Source organism: Streptomyces sp. NPDC093568 (genome assembly GCF_044764945.1).
GTDB lineage: Bacteria > Actinomycetota > Actinomycetes > Streptomycetales > Streptomycetaceae > Streptomyces.
This window is the reverse complement of sequence record NZ_JBIWJD010000008.1, coordinates 14,531-35,567: the sequence shown is the minus strand read 5'-3', so window position 1 is coordinate 35,567 and position 21,037 is coordinate 14,531. Positions and strand designations below refer to the sequence as shown.

At 67.7% G+C, this 21,037-nt stretch carries 17 protein-coding genes and 2 pseudogenes; 8 read left to right on the top strand and 11 right to left on the bottom strand.

All coding sequences use genetic code 11. The features are described from left to right. Positions 1 to 151: 151 nt before the first annotated feature. Positions 152 to 883, bottom strand: a complete 732-nt coding sequence (locus ACIRD7_RS29210; RefSeq protein ID WP_403458273.1) for an L-2-amino-thiazoline-4-carboxylic acid hydrolase — start codon at positions 881 to 883, stop codon at positions 152 to 154. Between the two features lie 209 nt (positions 884 to 1,092). Here ACIRD7_RS29210 and ACIRD7_RS29205 point away from each other — a divergent pair, with 209 nt between their 5' ends. The 4 genes from ACIRD7_RS29205 to ACIRD7_RS29190 all read left to right on the top strand — a co-directional run bounded on the left by ACIRD7_RS29205 (position 1,093) and on the right by ACIRD7_RS29190 (position 3,182). Then, positions 1,093 to 1,449: a hypothetical protein gene (locus ACIRD7_RS29205; RefSeq protein WP_403458852.1), complete on the top strand. Its 357-nt coding sequence runs from the start codon at positions 1,093 to 1,095 to the stop codon at positions 1,447 to 1,449. A 189-nt stretch (positions 1,450 to 1,638) separates the two neighbouring features. Next, positions 1,639 to 2,049, top strand: coding sequence for a VOC family protein (locus ACIRD7_RS29200; RefSeq protein ID WP_403458271.1), 411 nt, complete (start codon positions 1,639 to 1,641; stop codon positions 2,047 to 2,049). A 31-nt stretch (positions 2,050 to 2,080) separates the two neighbouring features. After that, on the top strand, positions 2,081 to 2,656 hold the full coding sequence (locus tag ACIRD7_RS29195) for an SMI1/KNR4 family protein (RefSeq protein WP_403458270.1): 576 nt from the start codon (positions 2,081 to 2,083) through the stop codon (positions 2,654 to 2,656). Between the two features lie 193 nt (positions 2,657 to 2,849). Continuing rightward, positions 2,850 to 3,182: a hypothetical protein gene (locus ACIRD7_RS29190; protein ID WP_403458268.1), complete on the top strand. Its 333-nt coding sequence runs from the start codon at positions 2,850 to 2,852 to the stop codon at positions 3,180 to 3,182. 448 nt (positions 3,183 to 3,630) lie between these two features. Here ACIRD7_RS29190 and ACIRD7_RS29185 read toward each other — a convergent pair whose 3' ends face one another. Both ACIRD7_RS29185 and ACIRD7_RS29180 read right to left on the bottom strand, forming a co-directional pair. Continuing rightward, complete coding sequence (locus tag ACIRD7_RS29185; RefSeq protein WP_403458266.1) at positions 3,631 to 4,782, bottom strand: LCP family protein; 1,152 nt, start codon at positions 4,780 to 4,782, stop codon at positions 3,631 to 3,633. Between the two features lie 40 nt (positions 4,783 to 4,822). Beyond that, positions 4,823 to 6,922 (bottom strand): bifunctional polysaccharide deacetylase/glycosyltransferase family 2 protein, encoded by a 2,100-nt coding sequence (locus ACIRD7_RS29180; RefSeq protein WP_403458264.1) that lies wholly within the window; start codon positions 6,920 to 6,922, stop codon positions 4,823 to 4,825. A gap of 571 nt (positions 6,923 to 7,493) precedes the next feature. Between ACIRD7_RS29180 and ACIRD7_RS29175 the strand changes: the two genes are divergently transcribed. From ACIRD7_RS29175 to ACIRD7_RS29160, 4 genes are all read left to right on the top strand, one after another. After that, the gene (locus ACIRD7_RS29175) at positions 7,494 to 8,825 is read left to right on the top strand and encodes a ferric reductase-like transmembrane domain-containing protein (protein ID WP_403458263.1); all 1,332 of its coding nucleotides are present in this window, start codon (positions 7,494 to 7,496) and stop codon (positions 8,823 to 8,825) included. 43 nt (positions 8,826 to 8,868) lie between these two features. Continuing rightward, the gene (locus ACIRD7_RS29170) at positions 8,869 to 9,489 is read left to right on the top strand and encodes an FMN-binding protein (protein ID WP_403458261.1); all 621 of its coding nucleotides are present in this window, start codon (positions 8,869 to 8,871) and stop codon (positions 9,487 to 9,489) included. Between the two features lie 327 nt (positions 9,490 to 9,816). Then, the gene (locus ACIRD7_RS29165) at positions 9,817 to 11,007 is read left to right on the top strand and encodes an amidase domain-containing protein (protein WP_403458259.1); all 1,191 of its coding nucleotides are present in this window, start codon (positions 9,817 to 9,819) and stop codon (positions 11,005 to 11,007) included. Between the two features lie 43 nt (positions 11,008 to 11,050). Next, on the top strand, positions 11,051 to 11,533 hold the full coding sequence (locus ACIRD7_RS29160; RefSeq protein WP_403458258.1) for a hypothetical protein: 483 nt from the start codon (positions 11,051 to 11,053) through the stop codon (positions 11,531 to 11,533). Between the two features lie 266 nt (positions 11,534 to 11,799). Here the strand turns inward: ACIRD7_RS29160 and ACIRD7_RS29155 are convergent, their stop codons facing one another. The 8 genes and pseudogenes from ACIRD7_RS29155 to ACIRD7_RS29120 all read right to left on the bottom strand — a co-directional run bounded on the left by ACIRD7_RS29155 (position 11,800) and on the right by ACIRD7_RS29120 (position 20,722). Next, the gene (locus tag ACIRD7_RS29155; protein WP_403458850.1) at positions 11,800 to 12,588 is read right to left on the bottom strand and encodes a thioesterase II family protein; all 789 of its coding nucleotides are present in this window, start codon (positions 12,586 to 12,588) and stop codon (positions 11,800 to 11,802) included. A 159-nt stretch (positions 12,589 to 12,747) separates the two neighbouring features. Next, the gene (locus ACIRD7_RS29150) at positions 12,748 to 13,065 is read right to left on the bottom strand and encodes a hypothetical protein (RefSeq protein ID WP_403458848.1); all 318 of its coding nucleotides are present in this window, start codon (positions 13,063 to 13,065) and stop codon (positions 12,748 to 12,750) included. Beyond that, positions 13,052 to 13,111 (bottom strand): annotated as a pseudogene (locus tag ACIRD7_RS29145) (hypothetical protein); the annotation flags it as partial. The pseudogene ACIRD7_RS29145 and the gene ACIRD7_RS29150, both read right to left, overlap by 14 nt. A gap of 1,115 nt (positions 13,112 to 14,226) precedes the next feature. After that, a pseudogene (locus ACIRD7_RS29140) lies at positions 14,227 to 14,409 on the bottom strand (DegT/DnrJ/EryC1/StrS family aminotransferase); the annotation flags it as partial. A gap of 66 nt (positions 14,410 to 14,475) precedes the next feature. Further along, complete coding sequence (gntD, locus tag ACIRD7_RS29135; protein ID WP_403458257.1) at positions 14,476 to 15,483, bottom strand: guanitoxin biosynthesis L-enduracididine beta-hydroxylase GntD; 1,008 nt, start codon at positions 15,481 to 15,483, stop codon at positions 14,476 to 14,478. A gap of 17 nt (positions 15,484 to 15,500) precedes the next feature. Further along, positions 15,501 to 18,101, bottom strand: coding sequence for an amino acid adenylation domain-containing protein (locus ACIRD7_RS29130; RefSeq protein ID WP_403458256.1), 2,601 nt, complete (start codon positions 18,099 to 18,101; stop codon positions 15,501 to 15,503). A gap of 527 nt (positions 18,102 to 18,628) precedes the next feature. Next, positions 18,629 to 18,865 carry a hypothetical protein gene (locus ACIRD7_RS29125; protein WP_403458253.1) on the bottom strand — a complete coding sequence of 79 codons (237 nt, stop codon included), beginning with the start codon at positions 18,863 to 18,865 and terminating at the stop codon, positions 18,629 to 18,631. A 606-nt stretch (positions 18,866 to 19,471) separates the two neighbouring features. Then, positions 19,472 to 20,722: a helix-turn-helix domain-containing protein gene (locus tag ACIRD7_RS29120; RefSeq protein ID WP_403458252.1), complete on the bottom strand. Its 1,251-nt coding sequence runs from the start codon at positions 20,720 to 20,722 to the stop codon at positions 19,472 to 19,474. Positions 20,723 to 21,037 lie beyond the last annotated feature (315 nt).

Here is a 21,037-nt window from a genome sequence, read left to right as displayed (position 1 = left end):
CCGGTGCCTGATCGGAACCGCATGCGGCGGATGTCGAGATCGAACTAGCGCACCCAGATGGGGAAGCTGCGATCATTTGGGGCCGGTGCGGGCGCTGACCTGGGTAGACGGTTGCAAAGCGGCATCGTCGAGCATGGCCGCCACAAAGTCGTCAGCCGTCACCCTCCCTGTCGTCGACGAACCGCGTCTCGAGAGCGTCGCTGTAGCCGTCGAGAGGGTCGTCGGTCTCAAGGACGGCGAAGCGGCACCTGTTGTCACCGAGCGACAACAGGGAGGTACGTTCGGCGCGCAGTCCGCTGACCGCGGGGTCGATCGCCTTCATGAAGTTCACGTCGAACGCGCACATCACCGTCGTGACGGGCGTGGCGTCGTGACGGGCGAAGAAGTCGCGCCAGAAACAGCGCCTGACGTTCATCTCGAAAAGCCCCGGCTCCGGCCGTTGAAAGTCGAACTCGAAGTGAGCGGGGTAGAGCTTCACCATCACGCGGCACGTCTTCTCGATCTTGTCGAGCGCGTGGTCCTGCTTGTTGAGGGTCGAGAAGGTCATGTCGTACGGACGCCTCAGCACCGGGCTCATGGCGTGCTGGAGATAGCGGATCGTACGCTTCTCGTCCCCGTCGAACAGGGGGATCAGCGTCTCAAAGGCGGCCAGCACCACCGCACCGATCGCCAGCGCACCCTTCGACGGTCCGTCGGTGGCCATGTCCTCGTCCGCGTCGGCGATCTCCTCCGCCCGCGCGCGGATCGCATCGATCAGCTCGTCCTCGCGATCGGGTGCCACATGGTGGAGGTGTTTGCGGACTTCGCCCAGAAATCTGCGGGGCATGACGCGCCCCATCAACCAGTGGGCCTCTGCTCCGATTGCCTTGTCGATGGCATTCATAAATTCACCCTGCCTACTGATCGCGATCAGAGACGGCCAAAGGGGTGCGACCTCAATGGGTGGGGGCTTCGGCCCCGTATTCTTCGATCCCCGACTTTGTGAAAAAGCGTACTGCCGGGCCTATCCGGACGCGACCCAGCGCCGGGCGCGGGTGATTGCGGGGGTTGCGTACGTGGCTGCTGCATCGCAGGATCACGGCGGGGGTGACCATGGAACGGCATGCGCTGGGGAAGTTGTTGGCCGCCGGTGACGACGAGGTGTCCGCGGCTGCCCTGGCTGCCCTCCGCAGTGGCGCCACCTACCAGGTGTCGGATACGACGCATCCCGCAGAGCGGCATGCCGGGGTCTTTGCACTCCGACTTCGGCGCATGCGGCTGCGTGGAGTCGAACCTCTGGGGCTGGAACGAATGGTGCAACTCCTCCGGGAGCATCGCCGGCCGGTGCGCGGAGGGCTGATCTATTCTGCCGATCAGAAATGGACGTTCCTGATCTACTTCACCGAAGACGGCAGCTCACTGGTGGGCTGCGCCCGCCTGCAGCGGTGGGTCGAGCCATCACCGCTCTAGCAGTTCAATTCGTGCCCGCTCCCGCTGCGGTCGGCGACTGCTGCGACGGCCGGACGGAAACGCCGGTGTACGCCCCGTCCGACGTCGACGAAGAGGGCGAACCCCCATGAACCTATTGTTCCCGCACCTCAGCGGAGCTGCTCAGCGAATGTCTCGAAGTCGGGTGTGGGCTTGTGACAAGATCGCGGGATGCTGCGACTGACCGATTTCATTATCGACTGCCCGGACACGATGAAGCTGGCGGCTTTCTACTCCGAGGTGACGGGCCGTCCGATCAAGGAAGGCAGCTCCGAGCACTGGGCCGGCATCCAGTTCGGTGAGATCGAGCTGGCATTCATCCGGGTGGACGACTACCGCGCTCCGCAGTGGCCCGACAGCGAGCACCCCAAGCAGTTCCACCTCGACTTCGAAGTGGACGAGATCGAGTCCGAGCAGCGCCGCGTCCTCGACCTCGGCGCGACGCTGAGGCAGGACTTCATCGGCCCCGACGGCTACGGCTGGCGGGTCTACACCGACCCGATCGGCCACCCCTTCTGCCTGTGCCGCAACAAGGGCGTCGTCTGGACCGACCAGGGCCCGACCTGGCCCAAGCGCGACTAACTTGTAGAACCGTCGGCCTACCCTTCGGTTCATGGGGGCGATGATCTGGAGCGGTGTCCGAGAGCGGGTGGAGACTTTGGCCCGCGCTGACAACGCGCGGGATGACTTCGGCGCGTGGGACATGCACGGGGGAACAGGGCACCACTTTCGGCTTGCTGATCCACTGTCAGAGGCGAGCGTCGCCGAGGCAGAGGCTCAGTGGGGTGTCTCGCTGCCCGCGGACTACCGGGCCTTCCTCCGCGAAGTCGGCGCCGGCGGGGCCGGAGCCTTCTTCGAAGAAAGTGTGTGTGCTCAGGTCGAGCATGAGCGCAAGGAGCCCGTCGAGTCCCACTTCGAGGACGAAGCAGCCTTCGACGCGGCGTACCGCGCCTGGCTGCGGGAGGACGAGAAGCTGTCCGACCGGTTCTTGTCCGGTGCTGTGTGCCTCAGCCACGAAGGGTGCGGCTACTTCCACTGGCTGGTCGTCTCTGGCCCACAGCGCGGGCAGGTGTGGCTCGACGAGCGTCCGGGGGACGGAGGGTTCAGCCCTCTCGGACAGGTCGGTTTCGCAAACTGGTACCTCGACTGGGTCGAGAAGACCGAAGCTGTCGTACGGGGTGGCCGTTAGGACCGCCAGGGCCTGTCGTTTGGAGCATGTCGGCGCCGCAGGACGGCTGGAAGGCGCATTTCCCTTCAGTAAGCCTGACCGAACGACCGACCGCCGACGGGGCACCCTGACAGATGTCAGGTCCCCGGTACCGCCCCCGTGCCCTTCACTGAGGTCAGCACATGCAAACCGCAACCTCTCGGGGGTACGAAGAATGATCCGCAGTAAGAAGATGTTCGCCGCAGGCCTGGCCACCACCGTCTCGGGGGTGGCCCTGTCCGTCGGCGCCATGGCCGCCCCGGCTTCGGCCGCGGGCTCGGTCGACTGCCGTGGCGCGGTCCACGGTGTCGACACGGACCGGGGCATCGCCAGCTGCACGAACAACAGCGACCGCACCATCCGGTTCCGCGCCGAGGTCGTCTGCGGCCGGGCCCCCGACGTCTCCGGTGACTGGGTGACCCTGAACCCGGGCCAGTACGGCCAGTCCTCCGCCACGTGTGCCTGGTACAGCACGGGTGTCGGCAGCGTCGGCTGGACCATCGAGTAGTACCCGGTCGAACAGGGGAAGGGGCGGCGGCCGGATGCTCTCAGGAGCACGGCCGCCGCCCCATGGCGTGACTGCTGGGCATGCCCCGGCGGCCCGCTGTTGCGCACGGACGATGGTGCCTGGGGCCCTGGCCACCGCGTACGCCCTGATCCTGGTCGCCCTCGGCCTCCTCGGCGCCCACTGCACGGACCCCTTGCCCCCCGGCTGGCAGGCCGCTCCCCGGGTGACGTTCCGCGTCGTCCGCGCGCTGTGTGAATACCGAGTCCGTGCCCACAGTCCGACGGCAGCTACCCGACCGGACCTCGGTGACGCAACCACTCCCCGGACCTCTCCCCGCGCCGCCCTTGACTCCCCCTGGGAGCGGCATGGAGAGGGTCGGGGGCGGCCGGGGCTCCGCCACGCACGGGGACCCGGCCGCCCCACACACCTTCGGACGGGCAGCGGCCGGTCAGCCCTTCTCCCCGATGCTCACCCGCCGGTCGTAGCGCAGCGCGGTGAAGAGCCGCTTCGCCTTCGCCGCGTCCCACCGCACGGCGCTCCCCTTCGACGTGCTGATGCCGGCTCCGGTCACGGGGACGTTGAGCTGTCTGCCGTCCCCGGACGAGATGCTGCGCATCGCCCGGAACAGCGAGGCGAGGGTGCGCAGTTCCATGTCCTTGTCCACCACGAGGGTGTCCAGCGCCGCGCCGAGCAGGGGATACGTCCGGAACGGATTGAGCGCGGTGCCCGGGGTGGCCGCCTTGTGGGCGAGCGCGGCGAGGAACTTCTGCTGGTTCCTGCTGCGCCCGAGGTCGCCCTGGGCCTCCTGGTGACGCTGGCGGACGAACGCGAGTGCCTGGGCGCCGTCCAGGGTGTGGCAGCCCTTCGTCAGGTCGAGACCCGACCTCCTGTCCTTGATGGTCCGGTCCACGCACATGTCCACGCCGCCGACGGCGTTCACGACACCGACGAAGCCGGCGAAGCCGATCTCCGCGTAGTGGTCGACACGCAGACCCGTGTTGAGTTCGACGGTCCGCACGAGCAGCCGTGCGCCGCCCAGGGAGTAGGCCGCGTTCAGCTTGTCCTTCGCCGGGCGGTGCCGCTTTCCGGTGTCGGGGTCGAGGTACGACGGGAGGGTCACCCACGAGTCGCGGGGCAGGCTCACCATGGTGGTGCCGTGGGCGCCGGTGTGCAGCAGCATCATCGAGTCCGTACGGCCGCCGCCGCCACCGCCGGCGTGCAGGTCCTTCCTGTCCTGCTCGGACAGGCCGCCACGGTTGTCGGAGCCCACGATGAGGTACGTGGTCCCCTTCCCGTGCGCCGGACGATCGCCGGCCGCGCCGAGGTCGACCGCCCGGTCGAGCTCGAAGTCGGCCCAGGCGTAGGTGCCGACGCCGGTGAGGAGCAGCACGCACAGGAGGAGTACCAGCAGGCGCGCGATACGGCGGCGTCGGCTCGGCCGTACCCAAGGGGGCCGCGTGCCGCGGGTGTGACCACCACCGGGCTGCGCCTCGGACGGAACCGGGACGTCTTCCTCGTACGGCCGTGTCTGTTCCGTGTGGGAGATGACGTGTCCCGTGATCACTCGGGGCGTCTGTGTCTCCCCGTTCCAGTCGCTCATGGGTTGCATGGGCTCCATCGGTTCCGGTTCCATCCCCTGGTCACCTCGACGACAACTCCCGCGCGGCGACCGGCTGTCTCAGCTGCTCCGTGGCGGCCGTACCCGCACGCTGCATGCGGTGCCACTTCAGCCGGGTGCCGCCCAGAAGGGCGAACACGGACTGGGTGACGACCAGATACATCAGCTGCCGGTAGACGAAGACCTGGAACGGCATCGACCACAGGGCCCGCAGCTTCTCCCCGTCGAGCCTCAACGCGTAACCGGCACAGAGGAGTTGGATGCCGAGGAAAGCGAGCCATATCCCGAGCGACTGCGCGGGATCGCTGAAGAGCACTCCGTACAGCGCGAACAGGTCGATGACCGGGGCGACCAGCGGCAGGACTACCTGAAAGAGCATCAGATACGTCAGTCCGCGGCGCGCGAAGCGTCCGGCGCTGCCCACTTCGAGGACGGCCGAGCGATGCTTCCACATCGCCTGGAGCGTGCCGTAGCACCAGCGGTAGCGCTGCCGCCACAACTGCCGCAGCGAGGTGGGCACTTCGGTCCAGGCGATGGCCGACTCCTCGTAGACCACCCGCCAGCCGGCCCGCCACAGGGCCATCGTGAGGTCGGTGTCCTCGGCGAGCGTGTCCTCGCTGACCCCGCCGACGCCCAACAGCGCGTCCCGCCGGAAGGCGCCGATGGCTCCCGGAACCGTCGGCATGCACTCCAGCACCTCGAACATCCGCCGGTCGAGGTTGAAGCCGAAGACGTACTCAAGGTGCTGCCATCTGCCGAGCAGCCCGCGCCGGTTGCCGACCTTGGTGTTGCCGCTGACGGCGCCGATGGCCGGGTGGGCGAGCGGCTGGATGAGCCGGTAGAGGGCGTCGGGTTCGAAGACGGTGTCGGCGTCGACCATCACGACGATGTCGTACGAGGCGTGCGCCAGGCCGGTGTTGAGCGCGGCCGCCTTGCCCGAGTTGGGCTGCCGGATCACCCGGATCCGGGGGTCGTCGATCCAGGTCGCGAGGTCCGCGGTGCCGTCCGTCGACCCGTCGTCTATGACGATGACCTCGAGGTATGGGTGCGTGGAGGCTAGCAGCGAGTGGATGGTGGACTCGATGCCGGCTTCCTCGTTGTACGCGGGGACCAGCACCGTCACCGGCGCGTCGACCTCCCGCAGCCAGGGCGAGCCGGGACGGAAGCGGGTCAGGCGCCGGACGTGGGCGCGGGCGAACACGGTCAGCATCACCAGCCGCAGCACGCCCAGCACTCCCAGCGCGAGCAGCACCCAGGTCATGGCGTTCGTGAACGCGTGACCGGCGGTCGTGGTCCAGATCAGCGCCTTGCCCTGCCAGCGTTCGGCGGTGGACACCCCCGTGTCGCCCGAGGGCATGCCGAGCGCGTCCGTGACGGTGGTGAACCGGTCGGCGCGCGGGTTGCCGAGCAGGTCCTTCGTCTCCTGGTACGCCAGGTCCGTCTGGCTGAACTGGCGGACCATGCCGTCCTTCGGATCGCGGTCGGGCCGGTCCGCGGCGACCAGCACATAGCCGTCCGCGGCGGCGCGGCGGGCCGCCGACCACTCGGCGCCGCACAGCGTGTCCACCTGGGTGGTCAGCGGCATCCGCAGCAAGTCGGTGCGGATGCCCGCCGACCCGGCGAGGGTCTTCTGGGTGAGCGCCAGCTCCATCTCGGTGCGCACGCGCGAGGAGGAACCGAGGTCGGCGCCGGTGTACGTGTTCGAGCCGATCTCGTGGCCCTCGTCGAGGATCCGCCGCACCAGCTCCGGATGGCGTGCCGCCTGGGCGCCGAACAGGAAGAAGGTCGCGTGCGCATGATGCCTGCGCAGCAGATCGAGGAGGCGCGGCGTCCAGTAGGGATCCGGGCCGCCGTCGTAGGTGAGCGCGACGGTACGGGCGGGTACGGCCGAGGACTCGACGTCGTTCCCGCTGATACCACGCAGAACCGGACCGCCCTCGTCCACAGCCTTGGGCACGGGTCTCGTGCAGGGGCGGCGCGATTTGGCGGCGTCGACCTCATGGATGGTCCAGCCCTCGAAGAGCAGGGCGGCGAAGACGACGGACAGGCTGAGGGCCAGCAGCCGCCAGTGACGGCGGGGCTCGCGGGAGCGGGCGTGGCGGCGTCGTGCGGAGCGACTCACACCACGCTCCTTGGAGTGACATCAATCACAGCTGAATCGAGGGCTGTTCGGCGGGAGTCGGGGGCGGCCGTGAGTGCTCCGAGTGCGGTGCGGACGGGTGAGCCGAGCTCGTGCCCGAGACCGCCTGAACCGGCGGGAGGCGTCGATCTGACAGCGCGGACAGCAGCGAGTGCGGTGGCACTCCACGTGCTCTTCACAGGGTTGTCGAAGGGGTCGGCACCCGATGAAGGCGCGTGCGTTATCTGCTGGTTTGTCTTCCGGCCGAGCTGTTGCATGGGCGGCGAGTGTAGCCACGAGGGATGCCGTGGGTGTGTCCGAAAGGGAAGGGCGGCCGCCGCGCCACGGAGGGTGTGACGCTCGGCCCTGGCGGCGCGCTGGACTAGGTGGGTATGGGGAAGTGGGCCCTTGCGCGCCCTCCCTGGCAGTGGATCTCTTGTAGGCCGCGGCCCCGTCTCGACCGACTGTTTTCAGCCACACGGCCGGTGTGCGGTGCCGGGGCGTCGAAGCCGGCAGAAGGAAGAGCAGCCTTGTGACGGCGATCCAGCACAGCCGGGCGGGAAGACGGCAGGCCATGCGTCGGATCCGGCCCCGGCGTTCCCCCGCGGCACCGCTGCTGGGGCTCGCCTGGACGGGCGTCGCCGCCGTGCTGTGGCTGTGGTGGCACAACACTCCCGCCGTGGCCGCGACCACCGCCGACCGCCTGGTGAACGCGGGCCGGATCACCGGACTGCTCGCGGGCTACGCGATCGCCCTGGTGATCGCCCAGATGGCGCGCGTCCCGGCCCTGGAACGCCGGGTCGGATCCGACCGAGTGGTGCGCTGGCATGCCCGAAGCGGCCGCTACGCGCTGACCCTGACCCTCGCCCACGTCGTGCTGATCCTTAACGGATATGCGCTGCAGGCGGACACCGGCATCGCAGCGCAGACGGTCTCCGTCGTCACCGAATACCCGAGGATGATCGAAGCGGCCGCCGGCACGCTCCTGCTGCTCCTCGTCGGCTTCGTGTCCGCGGGCGTCGTACGACGCCGTATGCGCTACGAGCTCTGGTACTACCTGCACCTGCTCACCTACGCAGCGGTCTACCTGGCCTTCTGGCACCAGCTCGCCACGGGCGCCGAGTTCGTCGGCGAGGCCGCCGCCCGCGTGGCCTGGTACGCCCTGTACCTCACGGTCGGCGCCCTGCTGCTGTGGTACCGCGTCCTCACCCCGGTACGACTCAACCTCCGGCACCGTATGCGGGTCGAGTCGGTCGTGCAGGAGGCGCCGGGCGTGGTCTCCGTGCTGATCCGGGGCCGGCGGCTGCACCGGCTGGGCGCAGAGGCCGGCCAGTTCTTCCGCTGGCGGTTCCTCACCAACGGGCTGCGATGGAGCGCCAACCCGTACTCCCTCTCGGCCCCGCCCCGCCCCGACCTGCTGCGGATCACCGTCAAGGCCGTCGGCGGGCACAGCGCGGCGCTGGCCGGGCTGCGGCCGGGCACGCGCGTGTGGGCGGAGGGGCCGTACGGGGCGATGACCGCGGCCCGCCGCAGCCGCGGCAAGGTACTGCTGCTCGCGGGAGGGGCGGGCATCACCCCGCTCCGAGCCCTGTTCGAGACTCTGCCCGGGGCACCCGGCGACCTGACACTGCTCTACCGAGCCCGTACCGCGGAGGAACTGGCGCTACGGGACGAACTGGAGACGATCGCGGACGCGCGCGGGGCGCGACTGCTGTACGCCGTGAACAGCCCCGACGGCCGCCGGACACGGATCACCGCGAAGATGCTGCGCGGGATCCTGCCGGACATCGCGCGACACGACGTGTACCTGTGCGGACCGCCCGGACTGGCCGAGGAGTCGTACGCCGCACTCCGCGAGGCAGGTGTCCCGCACCGCCGTATCCACCACGAGTCCTTCGAGTTCTGAGGCGAGCCGTGACACTTCGTACCGCTGATGCGCTGGTGCTCCCGTGAGGAAGAAGCATCCGTTCCGCCACGCGCTGCTGGCGACCGTCGGCACCGTCTCCGGCATCGTGCTGCTGCTCACGCTCAAGCCGACCACGGACCCGTCGGCGGTGCAGGCCGAGCCCGCGATCACGCGGAGTGCCACCGTGCCAGCGTCCCCGCCGGCGTCCGCGCAGTCCCCGTCCGGGTCACCCTCGCCGTCGAAGACGCCCGAGAAGACCGGAGAGAAGCGCACCTCGTCCCCGTCCCCGTCCTCGACGAGCAAGCAGCCGCCGCACACGGCGTCGGCCGTCCCCACGAGAACCAGCAGCGCCCCCTCCGCCCCGAAGACCACCACGGCCGCACCCACCACCCGCACCGTCACCGGGTCCGCGGCCGAGACGAAGTACGGCCCGGTCCAGGTACGGATCACCCTCACCGGCAGCAGGATCACCGAGGCGACCGCGATCCGGTCTCCCGACGGGACGGCGCGGAGCAGGGACATCAACTCCACGGCCATCCCCAAGCTCAACCAGGAGACGCTGCAGGCGCAGAGCGCGGACATCGACACGGTGTCAGGCGCCACGTACACCAGCGCGGGCTACAGACAGTCCCTGCAGAGCGCCCTGGACCGGGCCGGCGCCTGACCGCACCAACGTGACGGCGCATGCACACCCGGACGTACACAAGCCCCAAACCATTGAGCTGGGGCTTCAATACGGAGCGCGTGACGAGAACCGAACTGGCCCTCTCACCTTGGGAAGCTGCGGTCATTGAGGGCCTCTTGCAGGCTCTGACCTGCGAAAACGGGTACCTGACCAGTCAGTCTCCCGGCTCTGACCCACGCAGCGCCTTCCTTGATCAGGAATCGGACATTCCGGGATCAGGAATGCGCCGCTCGGAACGCGATGCTCGCATGGGTCCTCTTGATCTGCGGGCTGACCCGACCAGTCAGCCGCGATCAAGGGGGTTTCATGCGCACTGCGCATCACAGACGTGTCCTCGCCGCAGCCGCGGCCTCAGCCACAGCGGCGATGCTTGTGCTCACCGGCACCCCGGCGGACGCCCAGCCCGCCTCTCCGACAGCGGCTGCGTCGGCGAACGCCGACGCCCCTGCTCTCACCCAGATGGCCGAGGGCTATCTGCAGCAGCGAGCCGACATGCTGACGACGACTCGTCCGACAGCCAGAGCCGCGACCGCCCGCGTCCGGGCCACGCGCTCCATGACCGCGCAGGTGCAGGATGATCTCGCCGCACTGGTGGAGAAGGGCAAGCGGTACAAGGAAGTCGACGGCGGCTACACGAAGGCGCAGGTCGATGTGGAGGTGACCGACACCTCCGTCACCGGCCAGTCGGCAACGCTTCAGCTCATCGAGCGCACCCGCCTCCACCTTCCGTTCACGCCGCAGGAGGTCGCGGACGGCGCCCCGGAGTACGAGGAACTGTCCGTCCCGCACACCGTGAAGTTCACCCAAGGCTCCGACGGCGCCTGGCTGCTGTCGTCCGACACGGCTGACACGAAGGGCGGCCCGACGCCGACCACGCAGGTGTCCGACGTGGACGCCGTTGACGGCGCGGATGACGGGGGCGGTAAGGCGGAAGAGGACGAGGGAAGCAAGGACGCCGCTTCCGGCATCGCTCCGCTTCCCGGCAACAGCGACGACTCCGGCGACAAGCGGGAGGTCAGGGCCTACAGCTACGGAAAGATGGTGGCCTACGCGGACAAGTACTGGGACCACCACAACAGCGCCTGGCGCACGTACGGCACCGACTGCACCAACTTCGTCTCCCAGGCGATGCATGCCGGCGGCTGGGGCCCCAAGGGCGGTGCAATCATCCAGCGGCCCAGCAACAAGTACTGGTTCTACGGACCGACGACGTGGACCACCAGCTACACCTGGGCGGCTGCGGAGAACTGGTACTGGTTCGCGAAGAAGCATTCGAAACGAACCAAGATCCTCGACAACGTGTGGAAGATGGCCAAGGCGGACGTCCTCCAGGCCGACTGGGGCCGCGACAACAACATCGACCACACGATGATCGTCACGAAGAAGTACCGGGGCACCCCCTACCTGACGTACCACACCAGCGACACCCACAACAAAAGCCTGAAGAAGCTTCTCTCGGACCATCCGCGTGCCTGGTGGTACGCACACCGCACCTGACAGGCTGCTGATCCCCCTCACAGGAACCACATAGGAGTGCGCTGTGGAGCGTCGACATCTTCTGGCTGTGCCGGCCGCTCTGGCCGCTCTCGCCTTCGCGTCCGGCTGCTCGTCCGGGGATGACGAGGTCAAGTCCTCAAGCCCCTCAACCCCCACGGCCTCGGCTTCGTCCGACGGGGCCCGCGAGGCCGTCGAGGCGTACGTGAACGCCCTGAACTCCCGCAGCGCCGACGGACTGATCGAAGTCGGGGGCGTGAAGGACGAGAAGTGGTCCAGGCACGAGGCCGAGCAGATCCTCGCGGACAAGGGCGGGCGGGGGTGGAAGATCAAGGACGTGCAGGTCGACCACGACATGGGCCCGGACACCGGCTCGGCCCGCCTGATGGCCGAGGACAGGGCAGGAAAGGCCATGCAGGACACCTTCACCGTGATGAGGGAGAAGGGCAGCTGGCATCTCGCGGTCTTCACCCAGCAGCCTGCCGAGTCCGGTAAGGACTCCGCCTCCACCGCCAAGCCGAGTTCCTGACAGACCTGTTGGGGCGGCCTGCACCCGTCACCCGGGTGCAGGCGGCCCCAGCCATTGGGCTCCGCCGGAGCTCGCCTGGTTTCGATGCGGCCCTCGTACAGCCGACCCCATGCCTGGTCGGAGGCTTCAGGATCCAGCGCGGGTGTGATCGTGCGTAGCGTGATTGCCACCCATGTGTCGGCCTGCGCCGCCGCGTACACGTCGATCGATGCCAGAAGCGCCGGCCTCCGCTGCTCGTCCGTTCGGCGGTGACTCCTTCGGCCCTCCTACACCCCCAGCGCGACGCGGAGCATGGCGAGCACCTCCTCCTGCCTCGGAACCAGATAGAAGTGGTCTCCTGCGAACCTCTCCATCCGGAACCCGGCTCGCGTGGCCTCCGACCATCCGGCCATCTCCGCGCCCGTCGCGTAAGGGTCGGCAATTGCGCTGAGCGCCAGAACCGGTGTCACTGCGAGTGGTTCCGCCGATGGTGCGTAAGCCTCAAGCAGGGTGAAGTCTGCACGGGTATAGGGCAAGACCAGATCGCGCAGCTCCAGATCCTCCAGGACCAGAGCATCCGTGCCTCCCATCTTCATCAGTTCTGCGGCGAAAGTCTCGTCGTCCAGTCCTGCGATAGGTGGTCTGCTTTCGGCGGTCTGCGGCGAACGGCACGCCGAGGCGAACAGATGAACGGGCGTCTGACCGATCTCCTCCAGATAGCGAGCCGCCTCGTAGGCAACTAGAGCGCCCAGGCTGTGACCGAACAGGGCCGTCGGGCGCTCGTCCAGCGTGGCGATCGCTTCGCCGACTTCGCGGCCGAGCCGTTCCAGACTCTCGGGAAATGGTTCTCGGAAACGATCGGCCCGACCCGGATACTGGACACCGACCACCTCGACGTCGGGTCCCATGGTCCAGGAGTGGAAGGCCGCAGCAGAGCCGCCCGCGTGTGCGAAACAGACGAGCCGCGCCTGGGCACCGGGTATGGGCCGGGGGCAGCGGAACCAGATCTCTGACGAGGTCCGCGGAGCGCGACGAATTCCCAACTTCCCACCATCTCTTCCATCTCCGGCATGCATCGCCATTTCGTCTAGGCGATTACGAGGCCGCAGCGCGACCTGAGCGGACCGGAATCTGATGGACGTCGTGAGGCTTCATCGATGAATTTAGTATTCGTGAGAATTGTCATCAAACATCAGCCTTCTTTCTCGCCAAGAGCCGACCATAGGTGGAGGCCTTCATGACAACTCCTCCGTCACCAGTTCGAAGGCGTCCAAGACCCCGTTCATCCGGTCCTCCACGATCTGACGTGACGGGCCGACAATCTGCACGTAACCGGCGGATGCGTGGGAGGCCCGCTGATCCGGCAGGTCGTCGCCGATCGCGATATTCATCCGGCCGTGAACCACCCCGGGCATTGAGAGCAACGTCTCCAGGGGCGTGACCTTGACGACGCGACCGGCCTTGTAGGGGAGCAACAGGTCTCCGGCACAGCGCGGCGTCGAGTATTCCAGTGATGGCACGCGGCCCAGGTATGTGTCGAGTGTCGCGGCCATCATGTCGAAGTTTCGGGCGAACCCATGGTTGGAGGGCAGCTCGCAGCCGGCGAGCCTGGCTCCCACCTCGCTCATGTGGATGCCGCCGTCGTCTGATCGAAAGAACTCCATGTGCAGGTAGCCGTGGTCGATGCGCATACCGTCCACGATGCGCTGAACCAGTTCCTTCTCGTCGATGCCCAGTTCATTGCCGACGCCGAGGCTGATGGAGCCGTTGATGCCGCCGTAGATGGTCTCCAGCAGCGCGCACGGCGTCCACGAGACGTAGGTGTCGAGGACCCGTCCGTGAGCGACGAGAGCGCACAACTGGTACTCGCGTCCGGTGAGGAACTCCTCCACCATCCACCGCCTTGAGGGAGGCAGTGGAAGGAGCCTCGCGAGATCGTGCTCGTCGTTGAGCTTGTAGGTATCGATGGATGACCAGCCATCAACCGGCTTGAGGATGAGTGGCCATCCGTGCGCGGCAGCGAAGCCGAGGACCGCGTCGCCATCCGCGACCTCAGAGAACTCCGCACAGGGGATGCCGATTTCCCGGAACCGCCGCTTCATCGCGGTCTTGTCCCGGACCCAGGCGACCTGCTCGGCGTCGAGGTGCGGCAGGCCGACGAGGCCGGCGAACCGCTGGGAGATCTCCTGTAGAGGCTCCTGTGGGTTGCAGAAGTGGGCCGGTCGTGCCGGGAGCCCTGCCACCCAAGTGAGGTAGCGTTCCGCCTCCCGCCGGATGTCGGCGTCGGCGGCGATTGTGAACGTGGGGATGTCCGCCGTGCGCAGCAGGTGGTCAGTGGGCAGTGAGGAGAGGTGTTCTTCGAACCTCAAGAGCACGAGGTCGAGATCGTCTCGGCTCAGGACATGATCGGTGAAGGTGCCCGGTCGGCCATCGACGAGCAGAAGACAGGGACGCATGACTTCTCTCCGGAGAGGACGGAGCGGACGAGGCCGCTGAAGTGGATCTGTTCTTCGGACGAGCACGGGGGCGCGACCGGGATGCCGCACTGTCCCAAAGTGAGCAACTTGGAGTGGTAAAGCTGCAGACTCCTGCGAAACCGTGGGTGCCGGCCATGGCACCGTCTGGGTGGACTGCGCCCATAGTCTGGGCGCAGTCCTGAATGACGCGGCAGACATTGGAAATGCCGACGACCCTGCCGTCGAGATGGACCACGATCACACGCTCGGCGTCGCCCGAGAGCAGGTTGGTAAGGAGAGCACCGCACTAGCGGTCGCGGCGAACGTCGTTGCCGGGAGGCGGACCCGGTCTCCCACCGCCGGCCTCGTCGCGGGCAGGACCAGATGCCGAGCTTGCGTTGCGTTGCCCACGCCGAGCACGTGCCGTGCGCCCGACAGCTGACAGAAGTTGACCCCTAGCGCAGACGCCGCATGTCATGCACCCGCTCGCAGCACAGATCCCCTGCCTCAGCCGATCACTCGGCAGGAGGATGAGCGACGCAGACCGCGCGAAGGGCGAAGGTTCCTTGCCACCGTGAGCTTCTTGAGCCAGCGGTCACGTCCGTCGTACCTCGCGCGGAAGGGACGTCGGCCGTGTACCGCGGTGAAGTTGTCGACGTAGACGATGTCGCCCGGCTCGAGAACGACGTCGTACTCAGCGACCATGAGCTTCTCGCAGATCTCCTTGAGCGCCTCCTCGGCCTCGGGGTCGGTCCCGAAGGTCGTCATGTAGAAGGGGTCAAGTCGCAGGTAAGGCTCGTCGGGGTGACCGAAGAGGACGGCCACGGGCTCCGGATTGTCCCGCAGCTTCTGGATCTCCGACAGTCCGAAATGGGCCCCGTCGTCGGGGGTCTGACCCAGATGCTCGGTGTCGGGATAGATCACGTAACGGGGCTCGGAGAGGATCTTCTTGGCATCTTCGCTGAGCTCGATGTCCCGAATCGAGGCAACCGTCGTGGGGACCCGGTCGAGGTTACGGATGCCGAGCAGGCCGACATAATCGCACCGATAGGGATGGAACGCGTCCTCGGTGTGCCACCCGAGCAGGACGTCACTGCTGTGGCCGCTCTGCTCGTGCTCGATGCCCGGCAGGGGCAGGACGTTCTGAATCAGACTGCCGTTCTGGAGGGTCGACCAACCGTAGACCTCACCGAGGCACATACCGGTGAGTGCGAGGAAGAGTTCCTCTCTCCGCAACGAGTCGGGTTCGGCCCAGCTCGCCGGGGTTGGCTCGATTCCGTCCGGGTCCAGGCGGAAGCCTCGGATCGCGAACGCGCTACCGGTCTCCGCGTTGCGGAAGCCGCTCAGCGCCTCGCGCAGACCCGCGGGGACGCCGGCAAGATACCGCCACGCAAGGTCGTACAGGGCACCGGACCTCGGGTCGTGCCCTGCTCGCAGGATGTCGTGGATGACAGCGTCGAGCGCCTCGTTGTCTTCCTCGCTCAGCACATAGGTCACGAGCGTCTTGGGGGGCATGCGCGTATCCGCCTCTCTCATTTAACGGCCTTGACGGCGACCATCGAGTCGGCCCACCAGTAGGTGCAGTCACTCGGCGGCGCGAGATCGCGCACCACCTCCACCGAGAACGAGGAGAAATGCCTGAGCAAGCTGCGCTGGTGGGAGCGTCCGACGGTGTCGATCTCGTTGGTGTAGTAGGAGAAGACGCCTCCGGTCCGAAGATGGGCGGCGGCCGCCTCGAAGAAGTTCTCCGCGTAGTTGGTGCTGTGCACGACCGTGTCGCGATACTCGTGCTCGTTGGTCGGATAGGTGTCGAAGAAGATCGCGTCGAACTGTCCGAGCTGGTCGATCACCTCGTCCCAGAACCCGCGAACCAGCCGGATATCGCGGTCCGGGTAGCCTTCGCGCCACCGTTCGAAGGCGCCGATGACGTCTTCGTTCGGCTCGATGATCGTGTGGGAAGCTGCTCCGAACTCCTGGATGAAGGTGGCCGAGATTCCCATGCCGAAGCCCACCTCCAGCACATGCCCTCGACTCTCGGTGACGTGGGCCGCCATTGCCCGCATCAGCGGGCGCTCCCAGTCCTGCATGACCTCCTGGCCCTCGATGACCAGCTGCGAGGGCGTGTATCGAGCTCCGCTCCGATCCCAGGATCCATTGATGACAGGTCGGTCGACGCCGCGTGTCTGCGACGCGACGAGCCGGTCCAGATGTTCCAGATCCGACTGGAATTCGCTGAGGGAACGTTCCAGCATCCAGGTGCGACGGTGACCGATCGGCGTCCCGAGAAATTTTGGATCGCTGACCGAGACCGTCACGTCGAACGCTGCGGAACGTGTCTTGAAGGTCTCCTTGTCGGCGGGACGGGCAGAGTCGCGCCGTACCAGGTCCTCCACGAGCTCAGTGAGATCCGACAGACGGCTGTGCTCCATGAGTTGACGCAGCGGAACCCGGACTCCGAACACCGCGCTGATTCGCGCACTGAGACGTGAGATCTTCAGCGAATCGCCACCAAGATCGAAGAAGTCGTCTTTCCCAGTGGCTGGGGCAGTGCCCAGCAGCGACTCCCAGATGTCCGAGAGCTCGGCTTCGGTGCGAGAGAAGGACCGGGCCCCCTTCGGGTCGGCGACGATACGCCCGGCAGCGGGCAGCGCCGCCCGGTCGACCTTGCCCCCAGGCGTGAACGGCAGCGCGTCGAGTGTTGCCCACTTCGCCGGGACCATGTGGTCTGGGAGCCGCTTCCGGAGGTCCTCGGCGAGCTCCCGCACATCCACCTCTCCCACGATGTAAGCCGTGATCGTGACCTCGTCGCGGTCCCTTTCGGCTTGAGCGTGAGCCGCGCGGACGCCCGGATGAGTACGCAGAGCGTGCTCTACCTCGCCGAGCTCGACCCGGAAACCACGGATCTTGACCTGGCTGTCCCGTCTGCCGTGAAACTCAAGAACGCCATCTGACCGCCTGCGGACCATGTCCCCAGTCCGGTACATGCGTGTACCGGAGTCACCCGCGAACGGGTCGTGCAGGAAGCGGGCGGCGGTCTCCTCGGCGCGGTTCAGATAGCCGGCGGCGACTCGCGGCCCGGAAATGAACAGTTCCCCGACAGCACCGTCCTCGACGGGGCGCAGCTCTTCGTCCAGCACATAGACACGGGTTCCGGGGAGCGGCGACCCGATCGGGACCGACACCGACGGGTTCTTCCCCTCAGCCATCGCCGGAGTGACCGGGTACACCGTGGCGGTGATCGTGCCCTCAGTGGGCCCGTAGCAGCAGATGACATCCGCCGGAACGTCCTTGGCGAACCACTCTTGAAGGTCCCCATAGCGGATGACGTCATTGCCGATGTTCAGCAGCCGCAGGGTGCGCAGCCGGGGGTCGCGGCGTTCGACATGGGCGAGCGTCTCGCGGAAGTAGGCCGGAGAGATGTCAACCACCGTGATGCCCAGCTCCGCGATCTTGTCGGGGATCTCCTGCGGCATCCAGAAATCGGCGTCGGGCAGGATAAGCGTGGCCCCGCTGAGGACCGCGAGGCCGATCTGCTCGAGAGACACATCGAAGACCGGGCCTGCCAGCATCAGGATCCGATCGCCGGAGCCGCAACCGTAGACGTCCAGGACCCTCGTCAGGTGGTGGAGGAACGCCTCGTGGCTGACCATCACGCCCTTTGGCGTACCGGTTGAGCCCGAAGTGTGGATGACGTAGGCGAGATCATGCGTGTCAGGCGCCGCCGCCGCGATCACCGACAGACGTTCAACGCTCAGGCCTCGACCAATGAGAACGTGGGCCTGTGCGGCTTCAACGATCGACTGCCTGCGCTCGGCCGGCTGGTCCGGATCGATCGGGACGTGGGTCCCGCCGGCCCGGAAGATCGCCAGGAGCGCCACGAAGTGGTCGATCGAGCGCGGGATCTCCACCGCGACCCGCGCTCGATGCGCGACGCCCAGGTCTCGCAGACGGATCGCGAGCTGCGTCGCCTGTTCGTCGAGCTCGGCGTAGGTCAGCACGGCATCGCCATGTTGGATGGCCGGCGCGTCGGGTGTGAGCACAGCGTACTTCGCCAGGTGGTCGGCGAGGGTCCGGGAGACCGGATGTCCCGGGCCGTCCAGGGGTGGTGCGCCACGTTGATCAGCGTCTGCCATCGTCTGGCGCTCCACCTGTGCATGAAGGGCTGACAATCGAGACCCTCCTCCGTATCTCCTGTGGTCCAGCGGCAGCGGTCGAGCCCTGCCACAGTTCCGCTTCAGCCGTCAGGAGCCCCCAGCCCGCAAAGCGGGGAGATCCTCGGCCCCTGAGATGATGTTGCTGCAGTTGCCAAAAGGTGTCAACTCTTTGGCAACTTCTCTTGCCTATCATGTGCCTGAAGGCGCCATTGAATTGACGGAGGCCTCCTCCCGGGGTCATCTGCCACCGAGAGGAGGGCGGCGCCAGGGCAGCCGGTTCGCATACTCCTGGCCGAAACTTGGCGCACCAAGGGCGGACGATCCTCGTACGAGACTTCGATGCCGCGCTCGAGCATCAGCTCCACGACCTCGCGGCAGGGGAGCGGGTAGATGGCCGCGTCGGCGACGGGAGCGTTGTTGCACGAGCTCAGGACGATTTCGGCGGCGCGGACCTCGCGGAGCTGGATCGGCTTGTCCATGGGCTTGTAGCAGGTGGGGCCGTGGCCTCAGGCCGGGCCGAGAAGCCCGATTCGACTCCAGCGGGTGCCGGGGATCTCGGTTTTGATGTCTCCGCCCTCCGCGTCGCGTTCGTCGCGCAGGTGGATGCCTGCCTGGGCAAGGGGGCGGTCGGTGGAGGTGCACGGGCCCAGCTGCTGGGCGTCCGCGGCGATGCGGGCGTTTTGCTTGGCGGTGAACCAGGCGAGGGACGCAGCGTCACGGCCGGTGAGGAAGGTGATCGGCATGTCGGCGCGGCGGGCGGCAGCCGGCAGGGCGGCCCGCAGCGGGTCGAGGTGAAGCCCTGCTACAGGCCGGCGATCACTGGGGAACGCGCGGAAGTGGGCTTGGCTGCGCCCGAAGTACCCGCGTCCCGGCTCCCCTTGAGGGTGTGGCCGTCCTTCGTCGTGCCCTGACGGCAAACCCGTCAGCCGGGCCGGCATCCATACGGCTCTCCGCCACACCCGTGGTCCGATCCTCCTCGTCCGGCGCCCGGCGTCGCGCGCCGGGTCTATCGAAGAGCGCGGCTGAGAGTTCTTTTCGGCGAGCCACTCCTCGGCCAGCGGTGCGATCAGTCCCGCGAGCCCGGCGGGCAGGGGCGCCGGGGCTCAGCAGGATGCCGCGTGTGTGGGGGCGCACACCCGCGTACACCGTGGCCGCGCGCGACGGAGGCGACGAGGTCCGGGCGGCCACCGGTCCACACTGGGACGGTCGCGGGCGAGGGGTCGGTGAGGAACTGCTCGACGGCCGCGGTGTACGTGGCCGGGTCGTCCATCGCCAGGACTAGGGAGGAGGCCGGGACCGCCGTCCCGTCGGCGTCGGCGTGGAGCGCGGACTGCGTCAGGGGGTGAGTCCTACGTGGAGGTTCGAGGGCTCCCCGAGGCTGGGGCGGCCTGTCTCTCCGAGGCCCAGGCCAGGGTCTCGGCCAGCGTGCGCCAGATCTCGGAGGCCAGGTGGATGTTGGAGGCGTTCTGGGCCTCCTGGGCGAGTTCCTCGATACGGCGGACGCCGGATTCGCGGTCGCCCTCGAGGATGCGGATCTGGTGGGCGAGGACCTCAAGCCGGATCCGGTCGCGGAAGGTCAGCTGCGGCAGGGCGTCTGTGAGCTGTTCGCACAGCATCTTGGCCTGCACCAAGTCCCGTTGGTGAAAGGCGAGATGGGCCTTGATGACGAGAAGCTCCTGGCGGTGCAGCGGGCCTCCGAAGAGACTCAGGGCGCTTTCGGCCTCGGTCAGCCGTTGTTGGGCCTCGGTCACCCGGCGCGGGGTCATCTGCAGGTACAGGGAAGAGGCGGCCAGCCGCAGCCGCAGTACCAGGTCGACGTGGCTGGGCAGTTCGGTCATGGCCCGCTGCAACAGCTCGACGGCACCCGGGTAGTCACCCTGACGGATGCGTACGTTGGCGGCCGACCACAGGGCCTCGGCACGCAGCACGGGGGGCAGGACGTCGATCGGTTCCAGCAGCTGGTCGGCGAGCCGGCGCGCCTCCGTGATCAGGCCCGACTCCGCCTCGAGCGAGACGAGCACCATTTGGGCGCGGATGGTGTCCGCCACTGGGACGGCCCCGTTGTCGGCCGTGACGAGGGCGGTCTGGGCGACGGCGCGGGCCTCGTCGATGTCACCGACGGCACGCAGGCAGCGGGCGAGGAGAGTGCGGGAGCGCACCTGGAGGGTGGACACCTCCAGGCGGTCGCTGAGCTCGGTGAGTTCGCGTGCTGCGGCGAGTTCGTCCTGGCGATTGCCCTGCTTGGCATGCAGCTGGGCCAGCTTCCACAGGGACAGCCAGCGCAGGGAAAGGTCCTCGCCGCTATCCGCCTGGACGGCCTCGCCGAGGAGGCGGATGGCGTCGTCGGCATCATCCGAGGAACTGGCGGAGGCGAGGGCCTGACCCAGCAGCGAGGTGTGGATGCCCTGGAAAACGGACGCGGGCACGCCCAGTCGCCGGGTCAGGTGGTCGAGCACCATGGCGGTCGGGCGCCGGGCCCCGGACTCCAGGCGCGACAGATACGCGGTGGACATGCCCCCCTCGGCAACCTCGGCCTGGGACAGGCCCCGCTCCTGCCGGAGGGTCTTCAACAGCTGTCCGAACCCGGGTTGTTCGAGCACTTAGCCATCCCTCAGCCTGTGGGTCCCGTGAATGGGACCATTTTCAGTCCGGGACACAGTTTTGTCAACTCTTGGCAAAACTGACCGGTGAGGGGACGGCGACCCGGCAAACCGGGCCGGGCAGCGGGACTGCGGACTTCGCAAGCCGCGCCGGGACACCGCTTCCGCCCGGCGTGGGACGCCGTACGACGTCCCGCCGCTTCCAGACCGGAACGCGGAGCGGTCCCGTCGCGGCGAGCGGGGCCGGTCGCGGATGTCCAGCGCCCGCCGTCGGGTCGCGAGCAGTAACCCCGGCCGGCCACCACGCAGGCCACA

What these genes read in the sequence shown, in the direction of transcription:
- ACIRD7_RS29185 (WP_403458266.1), bottom strand. Translation starts at nt 4,782, where the DNA reads ATGAGCGACTGGAACGGGGAGACACAGACGCCCCGAGTGATCACGGGA.
- ACIRD7_RS29155 (WP_403458850.1), bottom strand. Translation starts at nt 12,588, where the DNA reads ATGCATGCCGGAGATGGAAGAGATGGTGGGAAGTTGGGAATTCGTCGC.
- ACIRD7_RS29125 (WP_403458253.1), bottom strand. Translation starts at nt 18,865, where the DNA reads ATGCCGATCACCTTCCTCACCGGCCGTGACGCTGCGTCCCTCGCCTGG.
- ACIRD7_RS29200 (WP_403458271.1), top strand. Translation starts at nt 1,639, where the DNA reads ATGCTGCGACTGACCGATTTCATTATCGACTGCCCGGACACGATGAAG.
- ACIRD7_RS29165 (WP_403458259.1), top strand. Translation starts at nt 9,817, where the DNA reads ATGCGCACTGCGCATCACAGACGTGTCCTCGCCGCAGCCGCGGCCTCA.
- ACIRD7_RS29195 (WP_403458270.1), top strand. Translation starts at nt 2,081, where the DNA reads ATGGGGGCGATGATCTGGAGCGGTGTCCGAGAGCGGGTGGAGACTTTG.
- ACIRD7_RS29210 (WP_403458273.1), bottom strand. Translation starts at nt 883, where the DNA reads ATGAATGCCATCGACAAGGCAATCGGAGCAGAGGCCCACTGGTTGATG.
- gntD (WP_403458257.1), bottom strand. Translation starts at nt 15,483, where the DNA reads ATGCCCCCCAAGACGCTCGTGACCTATGTGCTGAGCGAGGAAGACAAC.
- ACIRD7_RS29190 (WP_403458268.1), top strand. Translation starts at nt 2,850, where the DNA reads ATGATCCGCAGTAAGAAGATGTTCGCCGCAGGCCTGGCCACCACCGTC.
- ACIRD7_RS29205 (WP_403458852.1), top strand. Translation starts at nt 1,093, where the DNA reads ATGGAACGGCATGCGCTGGGGAAGTTGTTGGCCGCCGGTGACGACGAG.
- ACIRD7_RS29175 (WP_403458263.1), top strand. Translation starts at nt 7,494, where the DNA reads ATGCGTCGGATCCGGCCCCGGCGTTCCCCCGCGGCACCGCTGCTGGGG.
- ACIRD7_RS29150 (WP_403458848.1), bottom strand. Translation starts at nt 13,065, where the DNA reads ATGGCCGCGACACTCGACACATACCTGGGCCGCGTGCCATCACTGGAA.
- ACIRD7_RS29130 (WP_403458256.1), bottom strand. Translation starts at nt 18,101, where the DNA reads ATGGCAGACGCTGATCAACGTGGCGCACCACCCCTGGACGGCCCGGGA.